Below are 21222 nucleotides of genomic sequence, written 5' to 3'. Positions count from 1 at the left end.
GTCATCCCTCAGCGCCGCGCCGCCGCGCCACTCTTCCTCAGGACCTCATAGCGATTTTTGTACTCGCGCAGGCCAATTTCCTAGAACAATATTCCAAAACTATTCTATATATTAGAACGTTCTTCATATCGCGCGGGTCCGGGCCCATTGATGGGTTTCAGGATGTGTAGGCTCGCGGAGCGCTGCTCGGCGCACTCTGCGGCCGATCCATATTGCGGAGGCCGCGCTGACGAGGCCGGCGAAGGCGCAATAAGCACAGACGAACCAAGGCTCGTCCGCGCCGGAATATTGCAGAAGAGCTGTCGCGATGATCGGGGTCAGCCCGCTCGCGAAGATCCCGGAGAATTGATAGACGAACGAAATGCCCGTGTAGCGAACACGCGCGGGAAACAGCTCTGAGAACAAGGCCGCCTCCGGTCCGTAGACGGAGGCGTAGAAGATACCGAAGGGGATGATTAGGGCGAGCCAGATCATCGCTGTGTTGCCGCCGCTGTTCAGAAAGAGCCAAAAGGCCGGAAAGGCCGAAAAGCCGGTGATCAGCGAGCCCCAGGCATAGACCCTTGTGCGGCCGAGCCTGTCGGACAGCCATCCGGCGAGCGGAATGGTCGCGCAAAGCAGGATCGCGGCAGCGGTGACGCCGAGCAGCGCCTCCGTCCGCGGGACCTTCACGGTGCCCGTGAGGTATCCAATCGAGAACACCGCAAAGATGTTGAAGAACACGCCGTCGATGGTGCGCGCGCCCATGCCTGCGATCACGTTTCCGGGATAGTCTCGCATCATCACGACGAAGGGGATCGCGGCCTCGCGGTTGGTCTCCTTCACCTTCGCGAATTCTGGGGTCTCCATGACGTTGAGGCGGATATACGCCCCCACCGCGACCAGGATCGCGCTTAGCAGGAAGGCGAGCCGCCAGCCCCAGGCGAGGAACTGTTCGTCCGTCAGGCCATAGGACAGGGCCGCGACGACACCGGACGCAATGCAGAGCCCGAGGGCGAGGCCGATCTGCGGGATGCTCGCATAGAGTCCGCGCTTATCCGGCGGAGCGTATTCGAAGGCCATCAGCACGGCCCCGCCCCACTCGCCGCCGAGCCCGATGCCCTGGAAGATGCGTAGGAGCAGCAGCAGGATTGGCGCGGCGACGCCGATCTGCTTGTAGGTCGGCACCAATCCGATCAGGAAGGTTGCGACGCCCATCATCATCAGCGTGATGACGAGCATGCTCTTGCGGCCGATCCTGTCGCCGAAATGTCCGAATATCACGCCGCCGAGCGGCCGAGTCACGAAGCCCACCGCGAAGGTCGAATAGGCGAGAAGCGTTGAGACGAGAGGGTCGCTCGCCGGGAAATACAGCTTGTTCAGGACGATGCCGGCGACAACGCCGTAGAGGAAGAAGTCGTACCACTCGATCGTGGCGCCGATCAGGGCCGCCGACACAACGCGGCCCAGGCCCACTTTTTCGGCGATCGCTGCCCGATCCGTCGTCCTCATCGCGATCCTCCCGCTGTCCTTTGCCGCCCGTTTGACGGGGCCGTTGCGAGGCCTATTGCGCCGAGGCCGTCTCCGGCTTCGGCCGTGTCCGAGAGACTTCAGAACGAACATCGATGAGAGCGGGCATCGGCTCGGCTCGGGCATCCGCTAGGATCATGTCGGAGGCCTTCTCGGCGATCATCACCACGGGAGCACTGGTATTGCCGGAGACGAGCGTCGGCATGATCGAGCAGTCGACAACGCGAAGGCCACCGAGGCCGTGGACGCGCAGGCGGCTGTCGATCACCGCCATCGGGTCCGAGCCCATCTTGCAGGTGCCGGAGGGGTGGAAGATCGTGGCGCCCGATCCGCGGGCGAAGTCGAGCAGCGCCTCGTCGCCTTCGGTTCCCTGGCCGGGCTCGATCTCTTCCGTGAGCAGGTCCCGCAGCGGGGCCGTGCCGGCGAGGCGGCGGGCGAACTTCATACCCGCCACTGTGCATCGCCTATCGGTTTCGGTGGCGAGGTAGTTGGCCCGCATCACCGGTGCCTCGAACGGGTCGGCGTTGCGCAGGGTCACCGTGCCCCGCGACTCGGGCCTGAGCTGGCACACCGAGAAGGTGCAGCCGGACCAGGGATGGGGCGCGCCGCCGGCCATGTCGGCCGAGAGCGTAGCGAAATGGAACTGCACGTCCGGCGTGCCCGGCCCCGGCATGACGCGGGTGAACAGGCCACCCTGGTTGATCCCGACAGCAAGCGGGCCGCTTCGGGTCAACAGCCATTGCAGGCCGATCCGCACCTTGCCCGTGAGCGAGTTGAGGTCGTCGTTCGTGGTGATGGGCTTGGCCACCCGGTACATCAGCCGGATCTGCAGATGGTCCTGCAGGTTCTCGCCGACCCCCGGCAGGTCGTGCGCAATCTCGATGCCATGACGTCTCAGCTCGGCCTCGGGTCCGATCCCGGACAGCATGAGAAGCTGCGGACTCTGCAGAGCACCGGCCGCGAGGACGACTTCTCTTGCGGCGCGCACCTCGTGTGTCCGACCGTTCTGCCGGTACCGGACGCCGACGGCGCGCGCGCCGTCGAGCATGAGGCCGGTCGCCTGGGCACCGGTCTCGACGCGCAGGTTCGGTCGGTCTTCGGCGGGGCGCAGATAGGCGACCGCGCTGCTGCAGCGCCAACCCTTGCGGGTGAAGAGCTGGTAATAGCCGACACCCTCCTGGTCGCCACCGTTGAAATCTTCGGTGCGCGGGACGCCGAGCTCGCCGGCACCCGCAATGATCGCTTCGATGAGTTGGTGCCGGTGCGTGATGTCGGAGCACCAGAGCGGCCCGTCGCCGCCATGAGCCGGCCCGGCACCCTTGGTGTTGTGCTCGGAGCGGATGAAGTACGGCAGCACGTCCTTCCACGCCCAGCCTGCGTTTCCGAGGGCGGACCAGTGGTCGTAATCGTCGGACTGCCCGCGAACGAAGATCAGCCCGTTGATCGACGATGAGCCCCCGAGCGTACGGCCCCGCGGCCAGTATATCCGCCGATCCTTCATGGTCGGCTCGGGCTCGGTGAAGAACCCCCAGTTGAGAGTTTTGTGGAACATCGTCTTCCCGTAGCCGATGGGAAGATGGATCCACGGCGAGCGGTCGCGCGGGCCTGCCTCCAGCATCAGCACGCGATACCTGCTGCCCTCGGAGAGACGGTTCGCCAGCACGCATCCCGCAGTGCCGCCGCCGACGATGATGAAGTCGAAGGAAGCGACGTCCATCGCCTGCACCTCCCGGTCGCATTTCCTCGCTATCGTCCCACCTCGAGCTCTTATGTCTCGATTTTCGAAACGATATGTTCTATTAAATGAGGAATGCACTGGCTTGTCAACGCGGGCAGACACGAGCCGTCAGAGGCACGTCAAAGCGGCGCAGGAGGTCACCGCCTCAGAGAGGCCGCGATCAGACAAGGGAAGGGGGGGGCTTGGGTTGACCGGCTCAGTTGCCCGGCCAGCCGATGAAGAACTCGGCTTGCTCGTTCTTGCCCATTTCGATCATGTGCCACTTGATGCCAAACACGATCTTCCTGAGCGAGATGCCGTCGTGCGGGAGCGGAACCATGATCTGCTTCGCCTGCAGATGCGCAACGCTCGCGGCGAGATAGAGCGCGACGGCGAGGGGTAAGATCTGGCGGAGGCGCTCGGTGGGCGACATGGCAGGCGAGCTCGGGATCTTGTTTGCTGCAATGCAAACAACTAGCCGAGAGCGTTTTGCGCCGCAACAATTCGAGCGCTTCCAAGCGCCATGGGAGCGTTGCCGCGTGCGCAGGGCTGGCGCGCAGAGCTTCGCGTTCAGCCCGGCAGATTGCCGAGTTCGGCGATCATGTACTCAGCAAGATGCTCCGCTGCTGCTGCGATCCCACTTGGTTTACGTTGGAGGACGATCTCGAGGTCGGGCATATCTGGAAGCCCTTCGTTCCGGCCGAGCCGGCGCACCAACGGGCCCACCGCGCAAAGCGGAAAGGCCGATACGGCTAGCCCCGCATAGACTGCGGCCTGCAGCCCGGCGATGCTGTCGCTGACGGCTGCGATGGTCCAGGGTCGGCCGACATGGCCGAGGGCGTCGAGGGCGTGTTGCCGATAGACGCTTCCAACCGGCAGCAGGGCGAGCGGCAGCGCCCCTTGCAGTGCGACCGGGTAATCGCGGGCGCCGACCCAGACGAGAGGCTCCTGGCGGACGATCGTTCCGCTGCCGAATTCCGGCTGCCGGGTCATCAAGGCGATGTCGATCTCCTCGCGCTGGAGCGCCGCGTGGAGGTTGACACTGCGTGAGCAGCGCAACTCGATCTCGATCTGTGGATAGGCCCGCGAAAATCCCGCGAGCACGGCCGGGAGCAGGAAGGCCGCGTAGAGATCCGGAACGCCGAGACGGACGTGACCGGCAACGTCAGGCGCCTCGAAACGCTCGCGGATTTCGTCGTTCAGCCCCAGCAGGGTGCGGGCATAGCCGAGCAGCATTTCCCCGTCCCGCGTCAGGGTGAGATGGCGCCGGTCGCCTTCGAACAGCGACTTGCCGAGCGCTTTCTCGAGCCGGTGCATCTGGTGTGTGATGGCCGGTTGGGTCCGGCCGACCTGCTTGCCGGCCAGCGTTATACTGCTGGTTTCGACGACGGCGACGAAGGTTCGGAGCAGCGGAATTTCGAGATCCGGAATCATATCGATCAATTTCCTGAATGATCTCGATGAAGAGAATAAATTTCTCCGATGCAAGTGCAATCGCTAGGTTGAGGTCGAGGCGCTGGGCCACCGACGATTCAGGGCGATCAAAGACCCTGAGCGAGCCGAGCGCATCGCAGGAGAGAAACGCTTCACGGATGTCGGGGACTTGCCCCACCTTCGCGTAATGGTCCGCGTTGGCTGGTGAAGTCTGTCCGGCATCGGTCAGGAGGGCAGCATGCTGAGGCTTGTTCGGTTCAAAGCCACTGATCGCGTATTGCTGATCATCTGCCTGATGTATCTGGTCACGTATATCGACCGGGTGAACATCGGCACGGCCGCCCCCGCCATGCAGAAAGAGCTGGGGCTCACGAATTTTGAGCTCGGCCTCGCCTTCTCGGCCTTCGCCTACCCCTACGCCTTCTTCCAGATTGCCGGCGGCTGGCTCGGCGATCGTCTCGGCCCGAGGAAAACGCTGTTGATCTGCGGCGCGATCTGGTCGGCTGCGACGATCGCCATCGGCTTCGTCGAGGGTGCCATGTCGCTCATCGTCGCCCGCTTCATCCTGGGCATCGGCGAGGGGTCCGCCTTCCCGACCGCTACCCGCGCACTCGCCAACTGGATGGCGGCCGACAGACGCGGCTTCGCTCAGGGCATCACCCACGCAGCCGCGCGGCTCGGCAATGCGCTGACGCCGCCGATCATCGCTTTCCTGATCGTCGCGCTTTCCTGGCGCGACAGCTTCTGGATCGTCGGGGTGATCAGCTTCGCCTGGGTCGGCCTGTGGTTCTGGTATTTCCGCGACGATCCGCGCGAGCACAAGCACATTACCCAGGAGGAACTAGCCGTCCTGCCGGTTATGAAGATCGCGTCCGAGCGGCGAGCGGTGCCGTGGCGCCGGCTGCTTAAGCGGATGCTCCCGGTGACCATGACCGACTTCTGCTACGGCTGGACCCTGTGGCTGTTCCTCAACTGGATCCCCTCCTACTTCCTCCACGAGCACAATCTCGACATCAAGAAATCGGCGATCTTCGCCTCGGGCGTCTTTTTTGCCGGGGTTGTCGGCGACACGGTCGGCGGCATCGTCAGCGACCGGATTCTGCGCAAGACCGGCAGCGTCTCGAAGGCCCGGGTCAGCGTCATCGTCGTCGGCTTCCTCGGAGCCTTCGCGTTCATGCTGCCGGTGCTGTTCGTGCACGACCTCGTCACGATCGCCTTGTGCTTGTCCGGTGCGTTCTTCTTCGCCGAACTGATCGTCGCCCCGATCTGGGCCGTACCGATGGACATCGCCCCCCAGCATTCGGGCACCGCCTCGGGCTTCATGAACTTCGGCTTCGGTTTGGCCGGCATGATCTCGCCTGTGGTGTTCGGCGCGGTGATCGATGCGACCGGGCGGTGGGACCTCCCCTTCGTCGCGTCCCTCGGGCTGCTCCTGCTCGGTGCCGTGCTGGCCCTGCGCATGCGGCCCGACGAGCCCTTCCTCGACGATGTCGAGCCCGAGGCACCCGTCCTGACATTACCGGTGGCGGTCGGGCCGAACGCCTGACCGCGGAGCCGAGCTGTCCTCACCGCCCCGTTCCGACTGAAAGCGTAAGGAAACCGCGCATGCCCGTCTTCGGTCTGAAGATCCCCGACCGCCCCATCGAGCGGCAGGAACCCGTCCCGGTCACCCCAAGCCCGATCGAGCCGGGTCCCGTCGAAGGCGTGATGCTCAGGGCCCGCGCCGCCCAGAGGCAGTTCGCCCATGTCGACCAGAACACCGCTGACGCCGCTGTTAGGGCCTTGGCCTGGTCGCTCTACAACCCCGACCACGCCCGCGAACTCGCCGGTCTCGCCGTCGAGGATACCGGGCTCGGCAATATCCCCGACAAGATCCGCAAGAAGCAGCGCAAGACCTTCGGCACCCTGCGCGATCTCTTGCGTGCTCCCTCGGTCGGCGTGATCGAGCGCGACGAGGCCAAGGGGCTGGTCAAATACGCCAAGCCCATGGGCGTGATCGGCGCGGTGACGCCCTCGACCAACCCCGGCGCGACCCCGGTCAACAAGGCGATGATGGCGATCAAGGGACGTAATGCTATCGTAATCGCGCCCTCCCCGCTCGGCTACCGCACCACGGCGCGCATCGTCGACCTGATGCGCCAGGAGCTCGCCAAGATCGGTCTGCCCGAGGATCTCGTGCAGATCCTGCCTTCCCCTGTGACGAAGGACTCGACCGAGGCCCTGATGAAGGGCTGTGACCTCGTCGTGGTGACTGGCTCGCAGGACAATGTCCGCCGTGCCTACTCGAGCGGCACGCCCGCCATCGGCGTCGGCGCCGGCAACGTACCGGTGATCATCGACGAGACCGCCGATCTCGACGGGGCTGCGGAGAAGATCTGCGAATCGAAGATCTTCGACAATGCGACCTCCTGCTCGTCCGAGAATGCCGTCGTAATCGTCGACGCGGTCTACGACAAGGCCATCGCTGCGCTGGAGCGCGCCGGCGCGTATCTCTGCACGCCGGACGAGACGCGGCGAGTCGCCGCGCGCCTCTGGGTCAATGGCAAGCTGAACCGGGACCTTATAGCCCGAGACGCGAGCGTCCTGGCCCAGGCGTTCGCGTTGGCGCCACAAGCAAATGGCAAAAAATTCTTCCTGGTTGAGGAAACCGGGGTCGGCAAGGACTATCCATTCTCCGGCGAGAAGCTCGCCCTAGTCCTCACAGTCTATCGCGCCAGCGACTTCAAGGCTGCGAAGGAGCAGGTCCGCGAGATCCTCGACCACCAGGGCAAAGGCCATTCCTGTGGCCTTCACACTAAGAACATGGACCGCGCCCGCGAGCTTGCCGAAGACCTCGAGGTGGTTCGCGTCCTCGTGAACTTCGCCCACACCTTCGGCAATGGCGGCGGCTTCAACTCGGGCCTCGGCTTTACCCTGAGCATGGGCTGCGGCTCCTGGCAGAAGAACTCGATTTCCGAGAACCTCAGCTACCGACACATGATCAACATCACCCACCTCGTGACGCCGATTCCCGAGGACAGACCGTCCGAGTTGGAGCTGTTCGGACCGCATTGGAAGCGGATCGGCCATGAGGAGGTCGCACGATGAACTTTTTGGAGGTCGTGGCGAAACAGCGTGTGCTCGCGCCTGCCGGCATCCCGGTGCCGCGCTCGGTCCACTGCAAGACGCCCGAGGAGGCCGCTCTGGCCTTCGAGGAACTCGGCCCCTGCATGGTCAAGGCGCAGGTTCCAACCGGCAAACGCGGAAAAGCCGGCGGTATCAAGCCTGCGAACTCGGCCACGGAGGCGCGGAGCGTCGCCGAGCGTATCCTCGGCATGAGCATCGACGGCCACGCCGTCGGCTCGGTCCTGCTTGAGGAGCAGGCGAAGATCACACGCGAGTTCTACGCCGCGATCCTGATCGACTTCGCGAGCCGAAGCCCGCTGGTGCTGTTCTCCACCGAGGGGGGAATGGACATTGAGGAGGTCGCCGCGACGCGTCCCGACTCGCTGCGCCGGCACCTCGTCGATCTCGACGAGGGTTTCGACGAGACTGCCGCCCGCGCCATGCTCGTCGGTCTCGACCTGTCGGGCACGGAGCAGCAAGTCGCCGAGATCCTCGCAGCACTCTACGCCACGAGCGGCAAGACCGACGCCGAGTTGATCGAGATCAATCCTCTCGCCGTCCTCGCCGACGGACGCGTGGTCGCGCTCGACTGTAAACTCACGCTCGATGATTCAGCAGGCTTCCGACAGCACGAACTGGCGGTGCAGGCGGCAGCCGAACCGGTGACCGCTCTCGAAAGCGAGGGAGTCGAGCACGGGCTGAAGTTCATTCAGCTCGACGGCAATGTCGGTGTGCTCGCCAACGGCGCCGGGCTGACAATGACGACGATGGACGTCATCGCTCATTGCGGAGGCCGCCCGGCGAACTTCCTGGAGATCGGCGGCGAGGCCTACACGAAATCGGAAGCAGCACTGAAGCTCGTCCTGTCTAATCCCGGCGTGAAGAGCCTCGTCGTCAACTTCTGCGGTGCCTTCGCTCGTACCGACGTGATGGCCGAGGGCGTCGTCACCGCCTGGAAGCGGCTGAACCCGGACATCCCCGTATTCTTCTCGATCCATGGCACTGGCGAGGACGAGGCGGTGCGGCTCGTACGCGAAGGGCTCGGCCAGGAGCCCTTCGACTTGATGGAGGATGCGGTCCAAGCCGCCGTAAACGCCGCCGGCAGCGCAGGAGCAGCCCGATGATCATCTATCGCAAGTCCGCCCGTGTGCTCGTCCAGGGCATAACCGGCAAGCAGGGCACCTTCTGGACCGACAAGATGATGGAGTGCGGCACGCAGGTCGTGGCCGGCGTGAATCCGAAGCGTGCCGGCGAAACTCATCTCGGCGTGCCGGTCTACGCGACCGCCAAGGCTGCGATGGCCGAGACCCCGTTCGACGTCGCTGTGATGTTCATTCCTCCGACGATGGCGCGCGATGCGGCGCTCGACGCCATCGAGGCCGGTGCCAAGACCGTCGTGATCCTCACCGAGCACATCCCGGCCCGCGACGTGATCGCAATCCATCACGCGGCGGCGCGGCACCACACCCGCATCATCGGGCCTAATACCGCCGGCGTCGTCACACCGGGCGAGGGCTTCGTCGGCATCATGCCCGGGCACAACTCGAACATCTTCCAGCCGGGCGAGGTCGGCGTGATCTCGCGCTCCGGGAGCCTCGGCACGCTGATCTGCCTCAACCTGACCCGAGCGGGGATCGGCCAGTCGGCCTTCCTCGGCATCGGCGGCGATCCGATGATCGGCACGACGACTCGTGATGCCTTGAAGGCCCTCGACGAGGACGTGCGCACGCGTGCGGTGGTGCTCGTCGGCGAGATCGGCGGGGCAATGGAAGAGGCGGCGGCAGAATACGCCTCGGGCATGTCGAAGGCGGTGGTGTCCTTCATTGCCGGACGCGCCTCGCCGCCCGGTAAGAAGATGGGCCATGCCGGCGCGATCGTGTCGGGGACCATGGGCAGCTACGAAGGCAAGCGCCGTGCGCTGGAGGCGGCGGGCGTCACTGTGGCCGACACGCCGTCGGAGATCCCCGCCCTTCTCAAAGCCGGCCACGGTGCCGGCGTGGCTCATGCGGCGGCCATGGCCCTTCGGGCCTGAACCGACTGGCGGCAACCGCTTGAAACGAAAACGCCGCGGGCTTGCCAGCTCGAGGCGTTTTCGTCTTCACAAAGGCGGTAGTTCAGGCGCCGACGATAGTCTTCAGGTGGCCGATCATCAAGGCTACGCTGCTGAACTTCTCCGCGAAGCTCGGATCGAAATACGCAGCGCGCGCGGCGACAATCACGACGACCATCGCCCAAAACAGGCCGACGCCAGAGCGCAGAGCGAGGCGCGATACGGTGCTAGGACGATCCTGTTCGGCGGCCTGCGCCACCGGTTCGCCGAAGGGGTCGAATTGAATGGAACGCATGGCGGCCACGGCTGCTGGGAGACTGCTGTTAAAGTCGCGACAGCATAGCCTCGAAGCAATGGTGGCGGTTTCCGTATTTCAGCGCTGCCGGGGAGAGTCCTTCTACGCGGCAGTTTCAGCAGAGAAGATTTCTCTCTGCCGTGTTTGAGGTTGTCAGATGCTCGGTTTGAAGCCGTCGAGGAAGGCCACGAGATTGCGTGTTGGCGCCTCACAGAGATAGCCGCCCTCTTGGGTGACCGCCGTCGGCAAGTCGGCGCACGCGATGCGCCGGGCAGCAGCCGAGAACCCCACTTCGGTCACCGCAAGCACGCAGCGCGGATAGTTTTTGCCGCGTCGAGCTCGAGCGCGACCACCAGAGCTGCCGAGCAGTGTTCGCGAATGTGCGTGAGCCACTCATCAATGGCGGCGAGCCAGAATGCGTCACCGCTTCGAGGTGTAGGCGGCAGATTGAGGTTGAAGCCCTCGCCTTCGCCCGCTCTGTTCTAGCCGGCGAAGACCGGGAAGTAGTTCGCGGTGTCGGCATGGACCGAGACGGTCAGCACGTCCGAGCCCTCGTAAAGGGACCTATATACGTGTGTGACCTAACGAGTTGATGTGATAGGTTGCGCCCGGTTACGGCGGAGGGGCGCGATGCGGATTTTGGCGGCGGCGGCGATAATGCTGGCGGCAACGATTAGCCAAGCGAAACTGGACGATCGGCCCTCGCTATCCTGCACAACTCAACCGATAGTGCCCGGCATTCATTGGATGGTTAGCTGCGAGAACGGTTCGTTCTACGGGCACGTGACGGTGATCTTCCCCGTATTCGGTACGAAGACAAATGAACCCGTCCTGCCATCGGCTTGGTCGGGGTTTGTCTATGCGCAAGGCGATGGCGCATTCGGGCGCTTCAATCTGCCATTCATTGAGATGCAGATACAGGCCGATCGGGCAAAAGGCGAAAAGGCACCACCAGCAAGCGTAACCTGTGTATGGTCAAGTCCCACGTTGCCTTCGGTCCGGTGTCGTTAGCTACGACGTTTGCCGCAAGCAGGAGCGCTCAATGCCTCGTGAGCAGAAAAATGCAGCTGAATTGGATGCCTTGCTGCACGAGGAGGTTCGCATCGACGGCGGTCAGCTTGACGGACACCAGTGGATCCGCATCGTGCCTGCCGATCCCGAGACGAACGGTGGCGCGAACTGGACGGTAATGCATAGCGGCGAGGCTGGCGGCTTTTCGAAGGCGATTGACCGTGCGCAGGCCCGGTTGAAAATGCGCTATAAATTAAGTGGCGAGGCGTAGCCTACCTTACCCACATAGCAGGCTAGCGACAGCCCAATCTCTAAGCACTAACTGGAAACGCCTTCACGTACTCCTTTAGCAATTCTATAAATACGTTTTGAAATCCTGCGCCTTTAACGTAATCAATACCGGATAGCTCTCGGTAATTAGAAACCAACTCGACCTGTAAAGGCAAAGGTATTTCGCTACTCTGTTCTATTTTATCCAACAGAGAATCCGCTTCTTCAGAAGAAAGCTTTGAGATGTAAGCTTCCGAAGTTCGTTCCATAAACCGTTTCACCTCTGGATTAGCTATTATGGGCAGAGTGCTGGCTGCATCAAGATCCTTTGCAGGGCCTTCCTCAGGATCTCCAGCATTAACGGGCGCTTGCGTCGGATCGTATCCAGTTTCTTCGTGAGGGCGATCCGCTAACCAATAGCCTCCACTTTTTAATCGAATTATATTTGCTCCATTATTGTAAGCGCGCCAAAGCATGGTGGAAAGAACCTGTTGAGGGTCTTTCCCATCAACTACAACTGATCTTTCAATAAGCTTTTCATACAGTTCTGATCTTGAGACGGAACGACCCTCTTCCTCAATAATCTTTATGGCTTCTGCCGCCACCACCTCCTTCCTCGGATTGCCTCTAGCCTTCCCATCGCGCTGCGTTTTTTCCCCAGACTCATCATGAGAACGCCCTGCACCCTGAATGTTCATGTCTTGTTCTGTAGGAACACCAGTCGGCTCAGCGTTCTCTTCGCTTGTGCCAGAGAAGCGGTGCCACGCAGAAATCCAATCATCGACCTTCTGGCGCTCGGCCCTAAGGTCATGAAGTTTCTGCTGAATTTTGTTAATTTCAGAAGCGATGCGGTCTCGCTCAAGCATCGCATTCTTGAGGGCTGTGTCCGGCATAGGTGTGCTCCAAGCGCAACACCATGCTACAGCAAACTACATTCAGTGCAAGCTTAACCGGCATTCAGTCGCTTGAATCTGAATCTCACCTGTGCAAAGGATATTGCAGCCTACAACGGCAAACGGCTCAGTAGGGGGTCAGATCCCCTGCCGAGCCGCTTGGGTAGGTCACTGGATGGGGGGATTGAGCCCCGACCCCATCTAGCGGATATGACGCGCGGTTAGTGCCTGCGCCTATGCAGCGTATAGCACTAACCCGCGGTTCGCACAATCGGGGAGGTCATAAGGACCTCTATCATGAAACGTTCGCGCTGCTGTCACCGTGTGCGGGAGTACCGCCGCATCCGGTTTGGTCGTCTTGAGGTTGTGCGTGCGCATCCTCGCTGCTGCGGTAAGCACTTCTAGTGCGGTAACTAAGTCTCTCGCTTGAGAGAGGCTGACTGTTTCGCGCGCGATAAGCGTGCTGGTCGTCGAGGGACTTGATCCCCCGGCGGCTTCTTTGTTTTGGAGCGGTCGACGCTTTCCTCAACCTCTGAGGGCCGGGTTGCGATGAACTTCTCCAGCGCCTCACCAAAATCCATATCGAGGCCGAACGGCGGCTCCGTCTTGCGGTCGCCGCCGTTCATGCGATGAGCGTCCGGTAGCGCAGCCGGCCTTCCATGCCGCTGAAAATTTGGTTCATGCGGTCGGTTACGCCCATGTCGCGATGATTGAACCGCCACGTCATCTCGGCGGCGTACCGGCTGAGATGCTTCGGCGAGACCCAATGATGGATGCCGATGATCTGACGCTTGAGAATTGCCCAAACCGATTCGATCGAGTTCGTGTGCAGGACGTAGGCACGGACGTACTCGCCGGCACCGTGGTTGACGGTGTGATGCATGTAGTCCCGGCGAAGGCCCTGATAGGAGCCGTGCTTGTCCGTCATCAGCATTGACCCTTTGGCCACGTTCTCTCTGACGATCGTCTGAACCGTCTTGGCCTTAAGGTCATCCACGACGACGGTGCGAAGCTCGCCGTCGCGCTCGATCATGCCGAGCACGATGGCCTTCCCGGCTCCGCCCTGCGTGCCACCCTTGCGGTCGCGGGCGTGCTTGTTCTTCTCCTTGCCGCCGACGTAAGTCTCGTCGGCCTCGACGGTGCCCTTAAGCGGCGCGTTGAAGGACTTCGTACGGGCGGCGTGCCGAAGGCGGTGGAGGACGAACCACGCGGACTTCTGCGTGATTTTGAGGTCCTTCGCGAGTGTCGTGCTGGCGATGCCCTTCGGGTGGTTCGTAATGAGCCAGATGGCCATGAACCACTTGCGCAGCGGTAGTTTGGTGTCCTCGAAGATCGTGCCGACCTTGATCGAGAACCGCTTGCGGCAGTCGCCGCACTTGAACGTCTTGCGGTCCGAAAACGAGTAAATGCGGTTGCCGTTGCAGTGCGGGCAAAACTCGCCATCGCGCCAACGGATCGACCGGAAATGATCCACGCAGGTCTGCTCGTCCGGGAACGCCGCCATCAGGTCGAACAGGCTGTCGAACGATGCGAACACGGGCGGCCTCCTCCAATGAGGAGACCCTACGCCCTGTCAACGGTTGGGTCAAGCACGTATATAGGTCCCCTCGTAAAAGATGCCCTGTATGCCGTTGCCGTGATGGAAATCGATCTCGAGGATCGCGACCGGTCGACCGGTGGTGGCTGATCCTTTTCTGATTGCGCACCCTGAAAGCGGACGAGAAGAATTTCACCCGGCCCGGTCATTTTGACTCTGTTTCGGTGAGCGCCCGGAAGCGGACCTTCCGACCTTCTGCAAACGGTCGAGAGCGGCCCCGGCAGTGGGTGCCAAACGTCAGATTTTCACCATTAGGATGCAGAACTGTCGGTCTTCAGCGTCCGGGCCCAGAAAAAGTGGCCCGGAAGCGCCGCGGGCGGCAGTTCATGATGCTGGAAGGACGGCTCGGTATCGCGCTCGGGACGTACGGGCTTGGATCGGCAGAGAGGGCTGAACAGACAATTTTGGCTGAAGATGAAGGTGCTTATGAATGTGAGTGACATACATATTTGCTGACATACAAAAGTACTGTGTATGTATGTTACGAGCAAGCGCGGAGCGAATATCAGATTAACTTGCGCTACGCATTGACGAGCGATGGGATGCAGCAGTATACTGCGGATATTGCTGCGCAAAACGGCTGAATCGGTAGACCTGAGAGATTAGCGGCATCTCCCCCACCTCGTTCCAGACGCGAGTGCCCTCACCGGGGGCACCGCGCAGGAGGGCACATGCCTGTCGCCAGCAGCGGAAATAGCATTCCAGACATCCAGAAGCTACCAGACGGGGCGCTTCTGACGCGCCGGCAGCTCGCCGAGATCAGCAGCTTCAAAGTGATCACCTTGAAGGTCTGGGCGAAGCAAGGCCGAGGGCCGAAGATCACCCGGGTGGAAAATAGGCCGCGATACCGCGCGCAGGACGTTCGAGAGTGGATGGCCGCGGGCTAGCGGTCGAGCGCCTCTACGTCCGCGCCGGCCACGATGCATCTGTGGCCGCTTTCATCCCTCGCCTGAGGTCACGGCCTCAAGGAAACGGCCGGCTACCTGTGCAAGAGGTGCCGGCCGGGAAGGCTTTGAATGTCTCTCGATAAAGTAGACGATGTGTCTGCGTCCTACAAGCTCGGCTCTGTTTGTGAAGAATTGCTATCTCGTGGCTCCCGATCATCTGCAACTACCGCGGAAGCTCCAACGGCTCCAATACAAAAGGTTTCCAGGGGCTCGGTTTCGGCAGATACCAAGGCCGCTTTCCGCAGGTTCTGGGATCTCGGCTACACGCGGCTGCTCCCCGTCGCGCCCCCAGGCTCCGGCCTGCACAACGCGGGCAAGCGACCCGGGGTTTTCCAGGACGGCGCGTGGCAGGGCAAGGGCGTCCATTCCTTCGAGGCCACGGAAGACGACCTGACCACGTGGGGCGCGATGGGTGCGGGCGTCGGCCTGCGTATGAGTCGGGGCCTCGCCGCGCTCGACATCGATTCCCTGTCAGAGACTTGGGGTGACAGGGTTGCTCGCGCTGCGTTGAAGCATCTCGGACCAGCGCCACTGCGCGTCGGGCGGTGGCCGAAGCGGCTATTTCTGTACCGGGTGCCCGACGACACACCATACATGTCGGTGCGCTTCGACGACGGCGTCAGTGACAAGCCGGCGCTGATCGAGCTGCTGGCCAGCGAGACGAACTGGTTCAACGTCGACACGATCCATCCGCAGACCGGCAAGCCGTACACTTGGCCGGAGGGCGTGCCACCGCGCGACCAGCTGACCTTCGTTACGCTCGAAAAGCTTCAGCGATTTTTCGAGGGCCTGCGCGACGAGCTTCCGGCAGCGAAGGGGCGAACGGGTTCAAACGAGAGCCGCGCCGACGTCGACCAGGCCACGCTACGCGGCGATCCGGATCTCGTCTCCGCGGCGGTGCGCGCCATCCCGAACCGTTCGGAGCTGTACGGGTACGACGAATGGCGCAACATCGCGGCGGCGTTGCGCGCGGCGCTGCCCGACGATCAGGACCTCGGCGAAGAGCTGTTCGTCGAGTTCAGCGAGCGCTCCGATCTCGACCCGGAGAAGGTGACGGAGAACCCGGCGCGCGTGTACCGCAGCTTGAAGCACCCCTTCGGCGTGGGCGCGAAGCTGCTCTACGACCACGCCGAGCAATACGGTGGGTGGCAGGCGCACAAGGAAGCGCACTTCGACGCCACGGCCGCGGCGCAATCCGAGGCTCCGGCTGCAAAGGCCAAGGCGCCCAAACTGGAGATGGTGCTATTCGATGACATCGCCGACACGGCGCTGACCGTCACGTCGAAACCGCTGGTCGAAGATTTGCTGGATCAGGGTGCGATGTCGGTCCTGTTCGGTGAGAGCAACACCGGCAAGACGTTCGTAGCTACGGATCTGGCCTATCACGTTGCGTCTGGACGGGACTGGGGTGGGAAGTCGACCAGCAAAGGCGTGGTCGTCTACATCGCAGCCGAGGGTGGTGCGGGCGCGCGCAAGCGTGCCGCCGCACTGAAGAGGAAATACGGCCCTTGCGCGGGGTTCAGGTTCATCCTGTCACCGGTCGATCTCCGAAACCCCAACGCCGATCTAAAGCCGCTCCTGGAGCTACTAGGCGCCATCGATGGAATCGTACTGATCGTCATCGACACGTTGTCCCGCGCACTAGCGGGCGGTGACGAGAACAGCAGCATCGACATGGGTGCTCTGGTCCAGCATTTCGACCTGATCAGGACCGTCACTGGCGCCCATCTCCTTGTGGTGCATCACACCGGGAAAATCGCTGCCAGGGGCGCCCGCGGGCATTCATTGCTGCGTGCCGCCACCGACACGGAGATCGAAATCACCGAAGGGCAAATCCGCGTGACCAAGCAGCGCGACCTGGAGAAGTGCTCGGCCGTCGGCTTCGCGCTTGAAACGGTCGTTCTTGGGAAAAGCGAGCGCGGGAAGGACATTACGTCCTGCACGGTACGGCTGATCGCGCGCGACGGGGCTGAGACTGGAGAGCCGTCCGCAAAAGAGGCCAACGTCCTGCTCGCCCTAAGGGCCTGTGTTGCGACCTCCGATAAGCCAACTTCAGGCGCCGAGCTTGCCAAAATCGCAACAGCGGCCGGTGAACGCGATCGGGGCGGTAAAGAACGGGTTCGGACACACCTACGGAACCTGATGACGAAGAACCTTGTCACGAGCCCCGCCAGAGGCTTCTGGGTACCGCGTGACATACATGCACATGCTTACTTTGAAGAGATCGATCCGCCTCAAGAAGCGCCGAGAAACCTCGGAAGACAGCGTCCTCCGGACGCCACCCAAAAAGCGTATTCGGAAACTCCGCTTTCTGACCCATCCGGAGGGCTTTTCAGTTAGCGGAGCAAAAGCGGAGGATCCACGGCCTCATATTATTCAAACACTTAGCGACAAGCGGAGGAAAGTGGAAGACGTTCCGGAGGCCTAAGGATCAATCGGAGTGCCCCGGAGAAACCCTATAGTTTCTCCGGTCCTCCGAATCCCGGAATTACTGTCAGATAAGCTGGCGAAAGCAGCGCCAAAACTGACATACAATTGGCTACTCCCGAACTATATGGCACTTGGCCGACGAATTGATCGGATCGCTGCCTCATCGGATGGTCGTTACAGCAGCCGCGGAGCGTCGGTTGTCGCGGACACTTCAGCCACGTAGATTGCTGCTTATCAACATATTGTGCCGAAAGCGCGGACTTGCTCGTAATGCCAACTAAATCTGGTACGTTAGGACCCCAGGAACGGGTGTTCGTGGAGCGTTACGCCGCAACGGGCGACGCCACCTATGCGGCCGAGAAGGCGGGCTACGCCCAGCCACGGCAGCGCGCATCCCAGAACCTCGCCAAGCCGGGCATACAGCTCGCCGTGTCGCGAGACGTGGCGAACAGGCTCGACCGGATGGCGCCGAAGCTGCTGGGCCGCCTGGAGACCCTGATCGACGATCCGACCACGCCGGCGAAGCAGCTGATCGACATGAGCAAGACGCTGCTGCCGTTCTGGAAGGGCAGCCAGACGGGTGCCGAGACCAAGGAGCTGCACGAGATGTCGGCCGCCGAGCTCAGCGCGTTCATGGTCGCCACAAAGGCGCGGATCGCCGAGCTCGACGCCGAGGCCAGGACAATCGACCATGACGAGGGCATATACCGAGGCGATACGGACGCCGCGGTCGAGGCTGAGGCTGAGGCTGGCATTTTTGGATAGCTGGGCGCTCATCGCCTGCGCCAGGCCTCAAGCACTGAATTTCCGAACATATCGACGAACCAAACCCGCAGACGGGCACCTATGGATCGGCCGCCGCGGTCCGCCATAAATTATTTTCAATCAGCCGCAAATAACAAAAACGTACGGAACAAACGAAACGGACAAATTTTGTCAATCACATCAAATTAGCGGAGCAGGACCGTCCGATTTGTCCGTTTTATGAATGACAAAATGGATGATTACTGCGGTTGTAAAGTAAAAAATCATCAGGTATGGCTGTTTTGCGGCGTCAAGCTGCAATTGAGGTGGTGCAGACAAGCCATGCAGATCACATCAAATCGTAACAGCACCGTAATGCTGTCGCGCATGCCGATCGTACAGGAGATGGGGATGCCGTTTTGTCAAATTACTGGCGAGAAATATCTTCTAGAAGACGATGCGCCGGACGATCTGACTTTAGAAGCTGTTTTCGACCGAGATGCGACACTTCAGCTCGTCCACGAAATGCTCTCTCCACGTATTCGAACGCTGCAGAGTGCGTTCCCACGCTTCGAGGCCGACGAAGATGAGGAGGGCTCGGGCTGGTTCCAGACGGAGGTGGTAGGCAGTTCCGCCTACATTCGCGCCCTAGCTGAAGTAGCGAAACGGCTCGGCGCCCCCTGCAAAGTTAGCTGATCGATCACCGTCGTAACTACCTGAAAGCGCGCTTTCATCGGCGCGCCTTCCGTGTGTCAGGCCGCCTTCGGGTTTAGCGCCCGGTGTACGCTGCCCTTGCCGATCCCGAGCCGGGTGGCGATAGCGGCCATGCTGAGCCCTTCCGCCGCCAGCACCTTCACCTCATCCGCCTTGGCCCGCGCAGTCGGCTTCCGGCCCTTGTAAGCGCCTTCTGCCTTGGCCTTGGCGATGCCCTCGCGCTGGCGCTCCAGCATCATCTCCCGTTCGAACTGAGCCACGCCGCCGAGGACGTTGAGCATCAGCTTCCCGGTGGGTGTTGCCGTGTCCACGCCCAGGTTCAGGATGCGCAGGGCCACGCCCTTGGCCTCCAGCGTCTCGATGATCTTGCCCAAGTGGACGACACTACGGGCCAACCGGTCCAGTTTCGTGACGATCAACGCGTCCCCCTCACGGGCGAAGTCGATGGCTGCATCCAGAGCCTTCCGAGGGGCCACGGAGGAGACCTGCTCCTGATACAGCTTCCCGCAACCGTGTGCCGTCAGGTCACGAACCTGGGCCTCCAGGCCGGCATCCTGTTCGAGGGTCGAGGTTCGGGCGTATCCGATGAGCATGGCGGAGCGTTCCGGTCCGGTTCGTTCCAAGGAGGTCTAAGACATAGAGCCTCAACCCGTTCCGAAACGCAACATCATTCTTTTGGAACAGCCTCGCCTACCACCTGGAACGTTCCGCTGGAGCTTGGCCTATTGGAACGCTGGGCTCAAATTGCGGACTCCGACACAGCTTCATCGAGCCTTAACCATCCAGAGTTTTGATGTGGGATGGCGACCGATCCGATTCACCCTCCACGCTCGGCGTTCGCGCCCCTCCTCCAAGAGAGCGTGCAGCTGAGCGAGAGTGTCGGCCGTCTGCAGAGCGCGCTTCACCAGCAGATGCGCATGCTCGACCGGCTTGAGCGCCGCTACACGCCGACGACGCCCTACTGCTCCATAGCTGCCGACCGTATGCGCGCGCTGAAACAGGCTGGCCATTTCTGAGATAGGCGCGCCCTCTATGAACGGCGCGGCCGAAGCACGATGACGTTGCTGCCCCGGCTAGCCGCGTAGGTCGGACCAGCCGGGGCCGTGCGCCGGTCAGCCTCGCCAATGGCCATCGCACGCACCGGGTGGAGCTGGCGGGAAAGGATCTGCGCGCTCTCGCGCGCTCCGGCGATCAGCTCGTCGATCGAGGAGATGTCCAGCTCGCCACGGCGGCCGCGTTCGACTGCGGCGGCGATGGCGTCGAGCGAGGCGACGAGCGTTGTCGCGCGCATGTCCAGCGGGAGATTCATTGGCGGCGTCCTGGCGGGAGATCGACGCAGGAAGTCTGCGCCCGCAACGAGATCCTGAAAAGGGGAATGCGACCAAGAGCGCGACCGCTAGGTGGCACCCGGCCCTGGTCGCACCCCGGGGGGTACTCCGACCGAAATCGGCAAAAGCGCCGGGCCCGTTCGAAGAAATTTGTGGTCCGTCAAAATCTCACGCCGCTGAACCGCTGCCGATATAACCTTCTATATCCCACAGTATCCCGGCATACCCTGCAAATCAGGGCTCAAATATATGAAATTGATCGACCCATTACTGTTTGTGCGGATGACCTCCCGCACCGATACTACGCAGGCTATGCTTCGGAACGTTTCCATCCTCGACCCCAACTATGTCGCGCCGCCTGATCCGCTGCGCCATGCCGCCGCGACGGTGTGCGGGAAGCTGGCTCAGGCGTGCCGCAACGAGCATCCGGAGTTCGCTCTCGACGGGGCCTTGGCTTCGATCGCGACACGGTGCGGCCACGCTCCGCAGCTTCAGCTGAGCCCGAGCGCCCGCGACGAGATCCTGCTGCAGCTCGCTATAGCCAAGGCGGTCTTGCCGGCGTTCCTGCCCGACTATCCGCGAGCACATCTGATGCGCGGCCTTGAGGCGGCGGACTTCCAGGTCATCGTCTGGGCAGAGCTTCCGCAGCAGCGGGCGGCCCGGCCGGCTCACACAATCCTGGACGCGAACGACTACGCCCGAATCCTCCAGAACGAGATGCACACGCGCAGCCTGTTGGAGGGCATCGCAGGGCGCGCCTACGACCGCCGCGCCGCCGAGATCGAAGCCTTGGCCGGGATACCGACACGGCGGCCGATGCAGGAGCCGGGTCTGGGGATCTTCGGATGAACGGCGTCTCGAATTCCGATCACCTGAGCGGCGTCTACGCCGATCCTGACACCTTCGCGCGGGAGCTCGGCGATCACCTCGCCTTCGCCCCTACGCCGGAGCAACTGGCAGAGCAGGTCCGGGACGGCCTACGCGCTGACACGAGCGTCTGGGGTGGGTGGGGAGCGGTCTTCGACCGGGCGGCCGAAACCGGACGTTCCGCGTCCGACCCTGGCTGTGTCAAAACCCCGATGATGGTACGTTCCTTCGGTCTGACCGGAGGTAGACATGGGCCGGTTTGTTGTCGGTGCCGAGCGCGATCAGACGACGCTGTTTCCGCCTTGTCTCGAGGA

22 protein-coding genes are annotated in these 21222 nt (G+C 62.3%); 11 read left to right on the top strand and 11 right to left on the bottom strand.

Translation table 11 applies throughout. The features are described 5' to 3' along the window. Positions 1-123 precede the first annotated feature (123 nt). The 4 genes from FV217_RS14135 to FV217_RS14120 all read right to left on the bottom strand — a co-directional run bounded on the left by FV217_RS14135 (position 124) and on the right by FV217_RS14120 (position 4657). The gene (locus FV217_RS14135; protein ID WP_147817816.1) at positions 124-1488 is read right to left on the bottom strand and encodes an MFS transporter; all 1365 of its coding nucleotides are present in this window, start codon (positions 1486-1488) and stop codon (positions 124-126) included. 52 nt (positions 1489-1540) lie between these two features. Then, positions 1541-3223 (bottom strand): GMC family oxidoreductase N-terminal domain-containing protein, encoded by a 1683-nt coding sequence (locus tag FV217_RS14130; RefSeq protein WP_147817815.1) that lies wholly within the window; start codon positions 3221-3223, stop codon positions 1541-1543. A 217-nt stretch (positions 3224-3440) separates the two neighbouring features. Further along, complete coding sequence (locus FV217_RS14125) at positions 3441-3656, bottom strand: hypothetical protein (RefSeq protein ID WP_147817814.1); 216 nt, start codon at positions 3654-3656, stop codon at positions 3441-3443. A gap of 137 nt (positions 3657-3793) precedes the next feature. Then, complete coding sequence (locus tag FV217_RS14120) at positions 3794-4657, bottom strand: LysR substrate-binding domain-containing protein (RefSeq protein ID WP_147817813.1); 864 nt, start codon at positions 4655-4657, stop codon at positions 3794-3796. Between the two features lie 238 nt (positions 4658-4895). Here FV217_RS14120 and FV217_RS14115 point away from each other — a divergent pair, with 238 nt between their 5' ends. The 4 genes from FV217_RS14115 (at position 4896) to sucD (ending at position 9794) form a co-directional block, all read left to right on the top strand. Beyond that, positions 4896-6203 (top strand): MFS transporter, encoded by a 1308-nt coding sequence (locus FV217_RS14115; RefSeq protein WP_147817812.1) that lies wholly within the window; start codon positions 4896-4898, stop codon positions 6201-6203. A gap of 161 nt (positions 6204-6364) precedes the next feature. Continuing rightward, complete coding sequence (locus tag FV217_RS14110; RefSeq protein WP_246682788.1) at positions 6365-7744, top strand: aldehyde dehydrogenase family protein; 1380 nt, start codon at positions 6365-6367, stop codon at positions 7742-7744. Beyond that, positions 7741-8886 carry an ATP-grasp domain-containing protein gene (locus FV217_RS14105; RefSeq protein ID WP_147817810.1) on the top strand — a complete coding sequence of 382 codons (1146 nt, stop codon included), beginning with the start codon at positions 7741-7743 and terminating at the stop codon, positions 8884-8886. Before FV217_RS14110 ends, FV217_RS14105 begins: the two co-directional genes overlap by 4 nt. Next, positions 8883-9794 (top strand): succinate--CoA ligase subunit alpha, encoded by a 912-nt coding sequence (sucD, locus tag FV217_RS14100; protein ID WP_187272559.1) that lies wholly within the window; start codon positions 8883-8885, stop codon positions 9792-9794. The genes FV217_RS14105 and sucD overlap by 4 nt, the downstream gene beginning before the upstream one ends. An 82-nt stretch (positions 9795-9876) precedes the next feature. Here sucD and FV217_RS14095 read toward each other — a convergent pair whose 3' ends face one another. Then, complete coding sequence (locus FV217_RS14095) at positions 9877-10107, bottom strand: hypothetical protein (RefSeq protein WP_147817828.1); 231 nt, start codon at positions 10105-10107, stop codon at positions 9877-9879. Positions 10108-10260: 153 nt separating this feature from the next. Next, positions 10261-10416 (bottom strand): hypothetical protein, encoded by a 156-nt coding sequence (locus tag FV217_RS22905; RefSeq protein WP_187272558.1) that lies wholly within the window; start codon positions 10414-10416, stop codon positions 10261-10263. Between the two features lie 733 nt (positions 10417-11149). Here FV217_RS22905 and FV217_RS14090 point away from each other — a divergent pair. Further along, the gene (locus FV217_RS14090; RefSeq protein WP_147817809.1) at positions 11150-11389 is read left to right on the top strand and encodes a hypothetical protein; all 240 of its coding nucleotides are present in this window, start codon (positions 11150-11152) and stop codon (positions 11387-11389) included. 40 nt (positions 11390-11429) lie between these two features. On the opposite strand, the gene FV217_RS14085 is transcribed toward FV217_RS14090, so the two are convergent. The 3 genes from FV217_RS14085 to FV217_RS14075 all read right to left on the bottom strand — a co-directional run bounded on the left by FV217_RS14085 (position 11430) and on the right by FV217_RS14075 (position 13818). Beyond that, complete coding sequence (locus tag FV217_RS14085) at positions 11430-12281, bottom strand: hypothetical protein (RefSeq protein WP_147817808.1); 852 nt, start codon at positions 12279-12281, stop codon at positions 11430-11432. A 413-nt stretch (positions 12282-12694) separates the two neighbouring features. Beyond that, complete coding sequence (locus FV217_RS14080) at positions 12695-12907, bottom strand: hypothetical protein (protein WP_147817807.1); 213 nt, start codon at positions 12905-12907, stop codon at positions 12695-12697. Continuing rightward, positions 12904-13818 carry an IS1595 family transposase gene (locus tag FV217_RS14075; protein WP_246682785.1) on the bottom strand — a complete coding sequence of 305 codons (915 nt, stop codon included), beginning with the start codon at positions 13816-13818 and terminating at the stop codon, positions 12904-12906. Before FV217_RS14075 ends, FV217_RS14080 begins: the two co-directional genes overlap by 4 nt. 731 nt (positions 13819-14549) lie before the next feature. Between FV217_RS14075 and FV217_RS14070 the strand changes: the two genes are divergently transcribed. The 4 genes from FV217_RS14070 (at position 14550) to FV217_RS14055 (ending at position 18695) form a co-directional block, all read left to right on the top strand. Next, positions 14550-14765 carry a DNA-binding protein gene (locus FV217_RS14070; RefSeq protein WP_147817806.1) on the top strand — a complete coding sequence of 72 codons (216 nt, stop codon included), beginning with the start codon at positions 14550-14552 and terminating at the stop codon, positions 14763-14765. A 129-nt stretch (positions 14766-14894) separates the two neighbouring features. Continuing rightward, on the top strand, positions 14895-17165 hold the full coding sequence (locus tag FV217_RS14065) for an AAA family ATPase (protein ID WP_147817805.1): 2271 nt from the start codon (positions 14895-14897) through the stop codon (positions 17163-17165). Positions 17166-17525: 360 nt separating this feature from the next. Continuing rightward, a complete protein-coding gene (locus FV217_RS14060; RefSeq protein WP_147817804.1) occupies positions 17526-18020 on the top strand; it encodes a terminase small subunit in 495 nt (164 codons plus the stop codon). A gap of 231 nt (positions 18021-18251) precedes the next feature. Further along, complete coding sequence (locus FV217_RS14055) at positions 18252-18695, top strand: hypothetical protein (protein WP_147817803.1); 444 nt, start codon at positions 18252-18254, stop codon at positions 18693-18695. 56 nt (positions 18696-18751) lie between these two features. Here the strand turns inward: FV217_RS14055 and FV217_RS14050 are convergent, their stop codons facing one another. Then, the gene (locus FV217_RS14050) at positions 18752-19306 is read right to left on the bottom strand and encodes a recombinase family protein (RefSeq protein WP_147817802.1); all 555 of its coding nucleotides are present in this window, start codon (positions 19304-19306) and stop codon (positions 18752-18754) included. A 207-nt stretch (positions 19307-19513) separates the two neighbouring features. On the opposite strand from FV217_RS14050, the gene FV217_RS14045 reads away from it, so the two are divergent. Continuing rightward, positions 19514-19729 carry a hypothetical protein gene (locus FV217_RS14045; protein WP_147817801.1) on the top strand — a complete coding sequence of 72 codons (216 nt, stop codon included), beginning with the start codon at positions 19514-19516 and terminating at the stop codon, positions 19727-19729. Between the two features lie 14 nt (positions 19730-19743). Here the strand turns inward: FV217_RS14045 and FV217_RS14040 are convergent, their stop codons facing one another. Beyond that, a complete protein-coding gene (locus FV217_RS14040; protein WP_147817800.1) occupies positions 19744-20022 on the bottom strand; it encodes a hypothetical protein in 279 nt (92 codons plus the stop codon). Positions 20023-20353: 331 nt separating this feature from the next. On the opposite strand from FV217_RS14040, the gene FV217_RS14035 reads away from it, so the two are divergent. Next, the gene (locus tag FV217_RS14035; RefSeq protein WP_187272556.1) at positions 20354-20890 is read left to right on the top strand and encodes a hypothetical protein; all 537 of its coding nucleotides are present in this window, start codon (positions 20354-20356) and stop codon (positions 20888-20890) included. Positions 20891-21222: the final 332 nt, after the last annotated feature.

The organism is Methylobacterium sp. WL9 (assembly GCF_008040035.1).
Classification (GTDB): Bacteria; Pseudomonadota; Alphaproteobacteria; order Rhizobiales; family Beijerinckiaceae; genus Methylobacterium; species Methylobacterium thuringiense.
The sequence above is the reverse complement of the archived record's forward strand: the minus strand, read 5'-3'. Positions and strand labels throughout refer to the sequence as shown.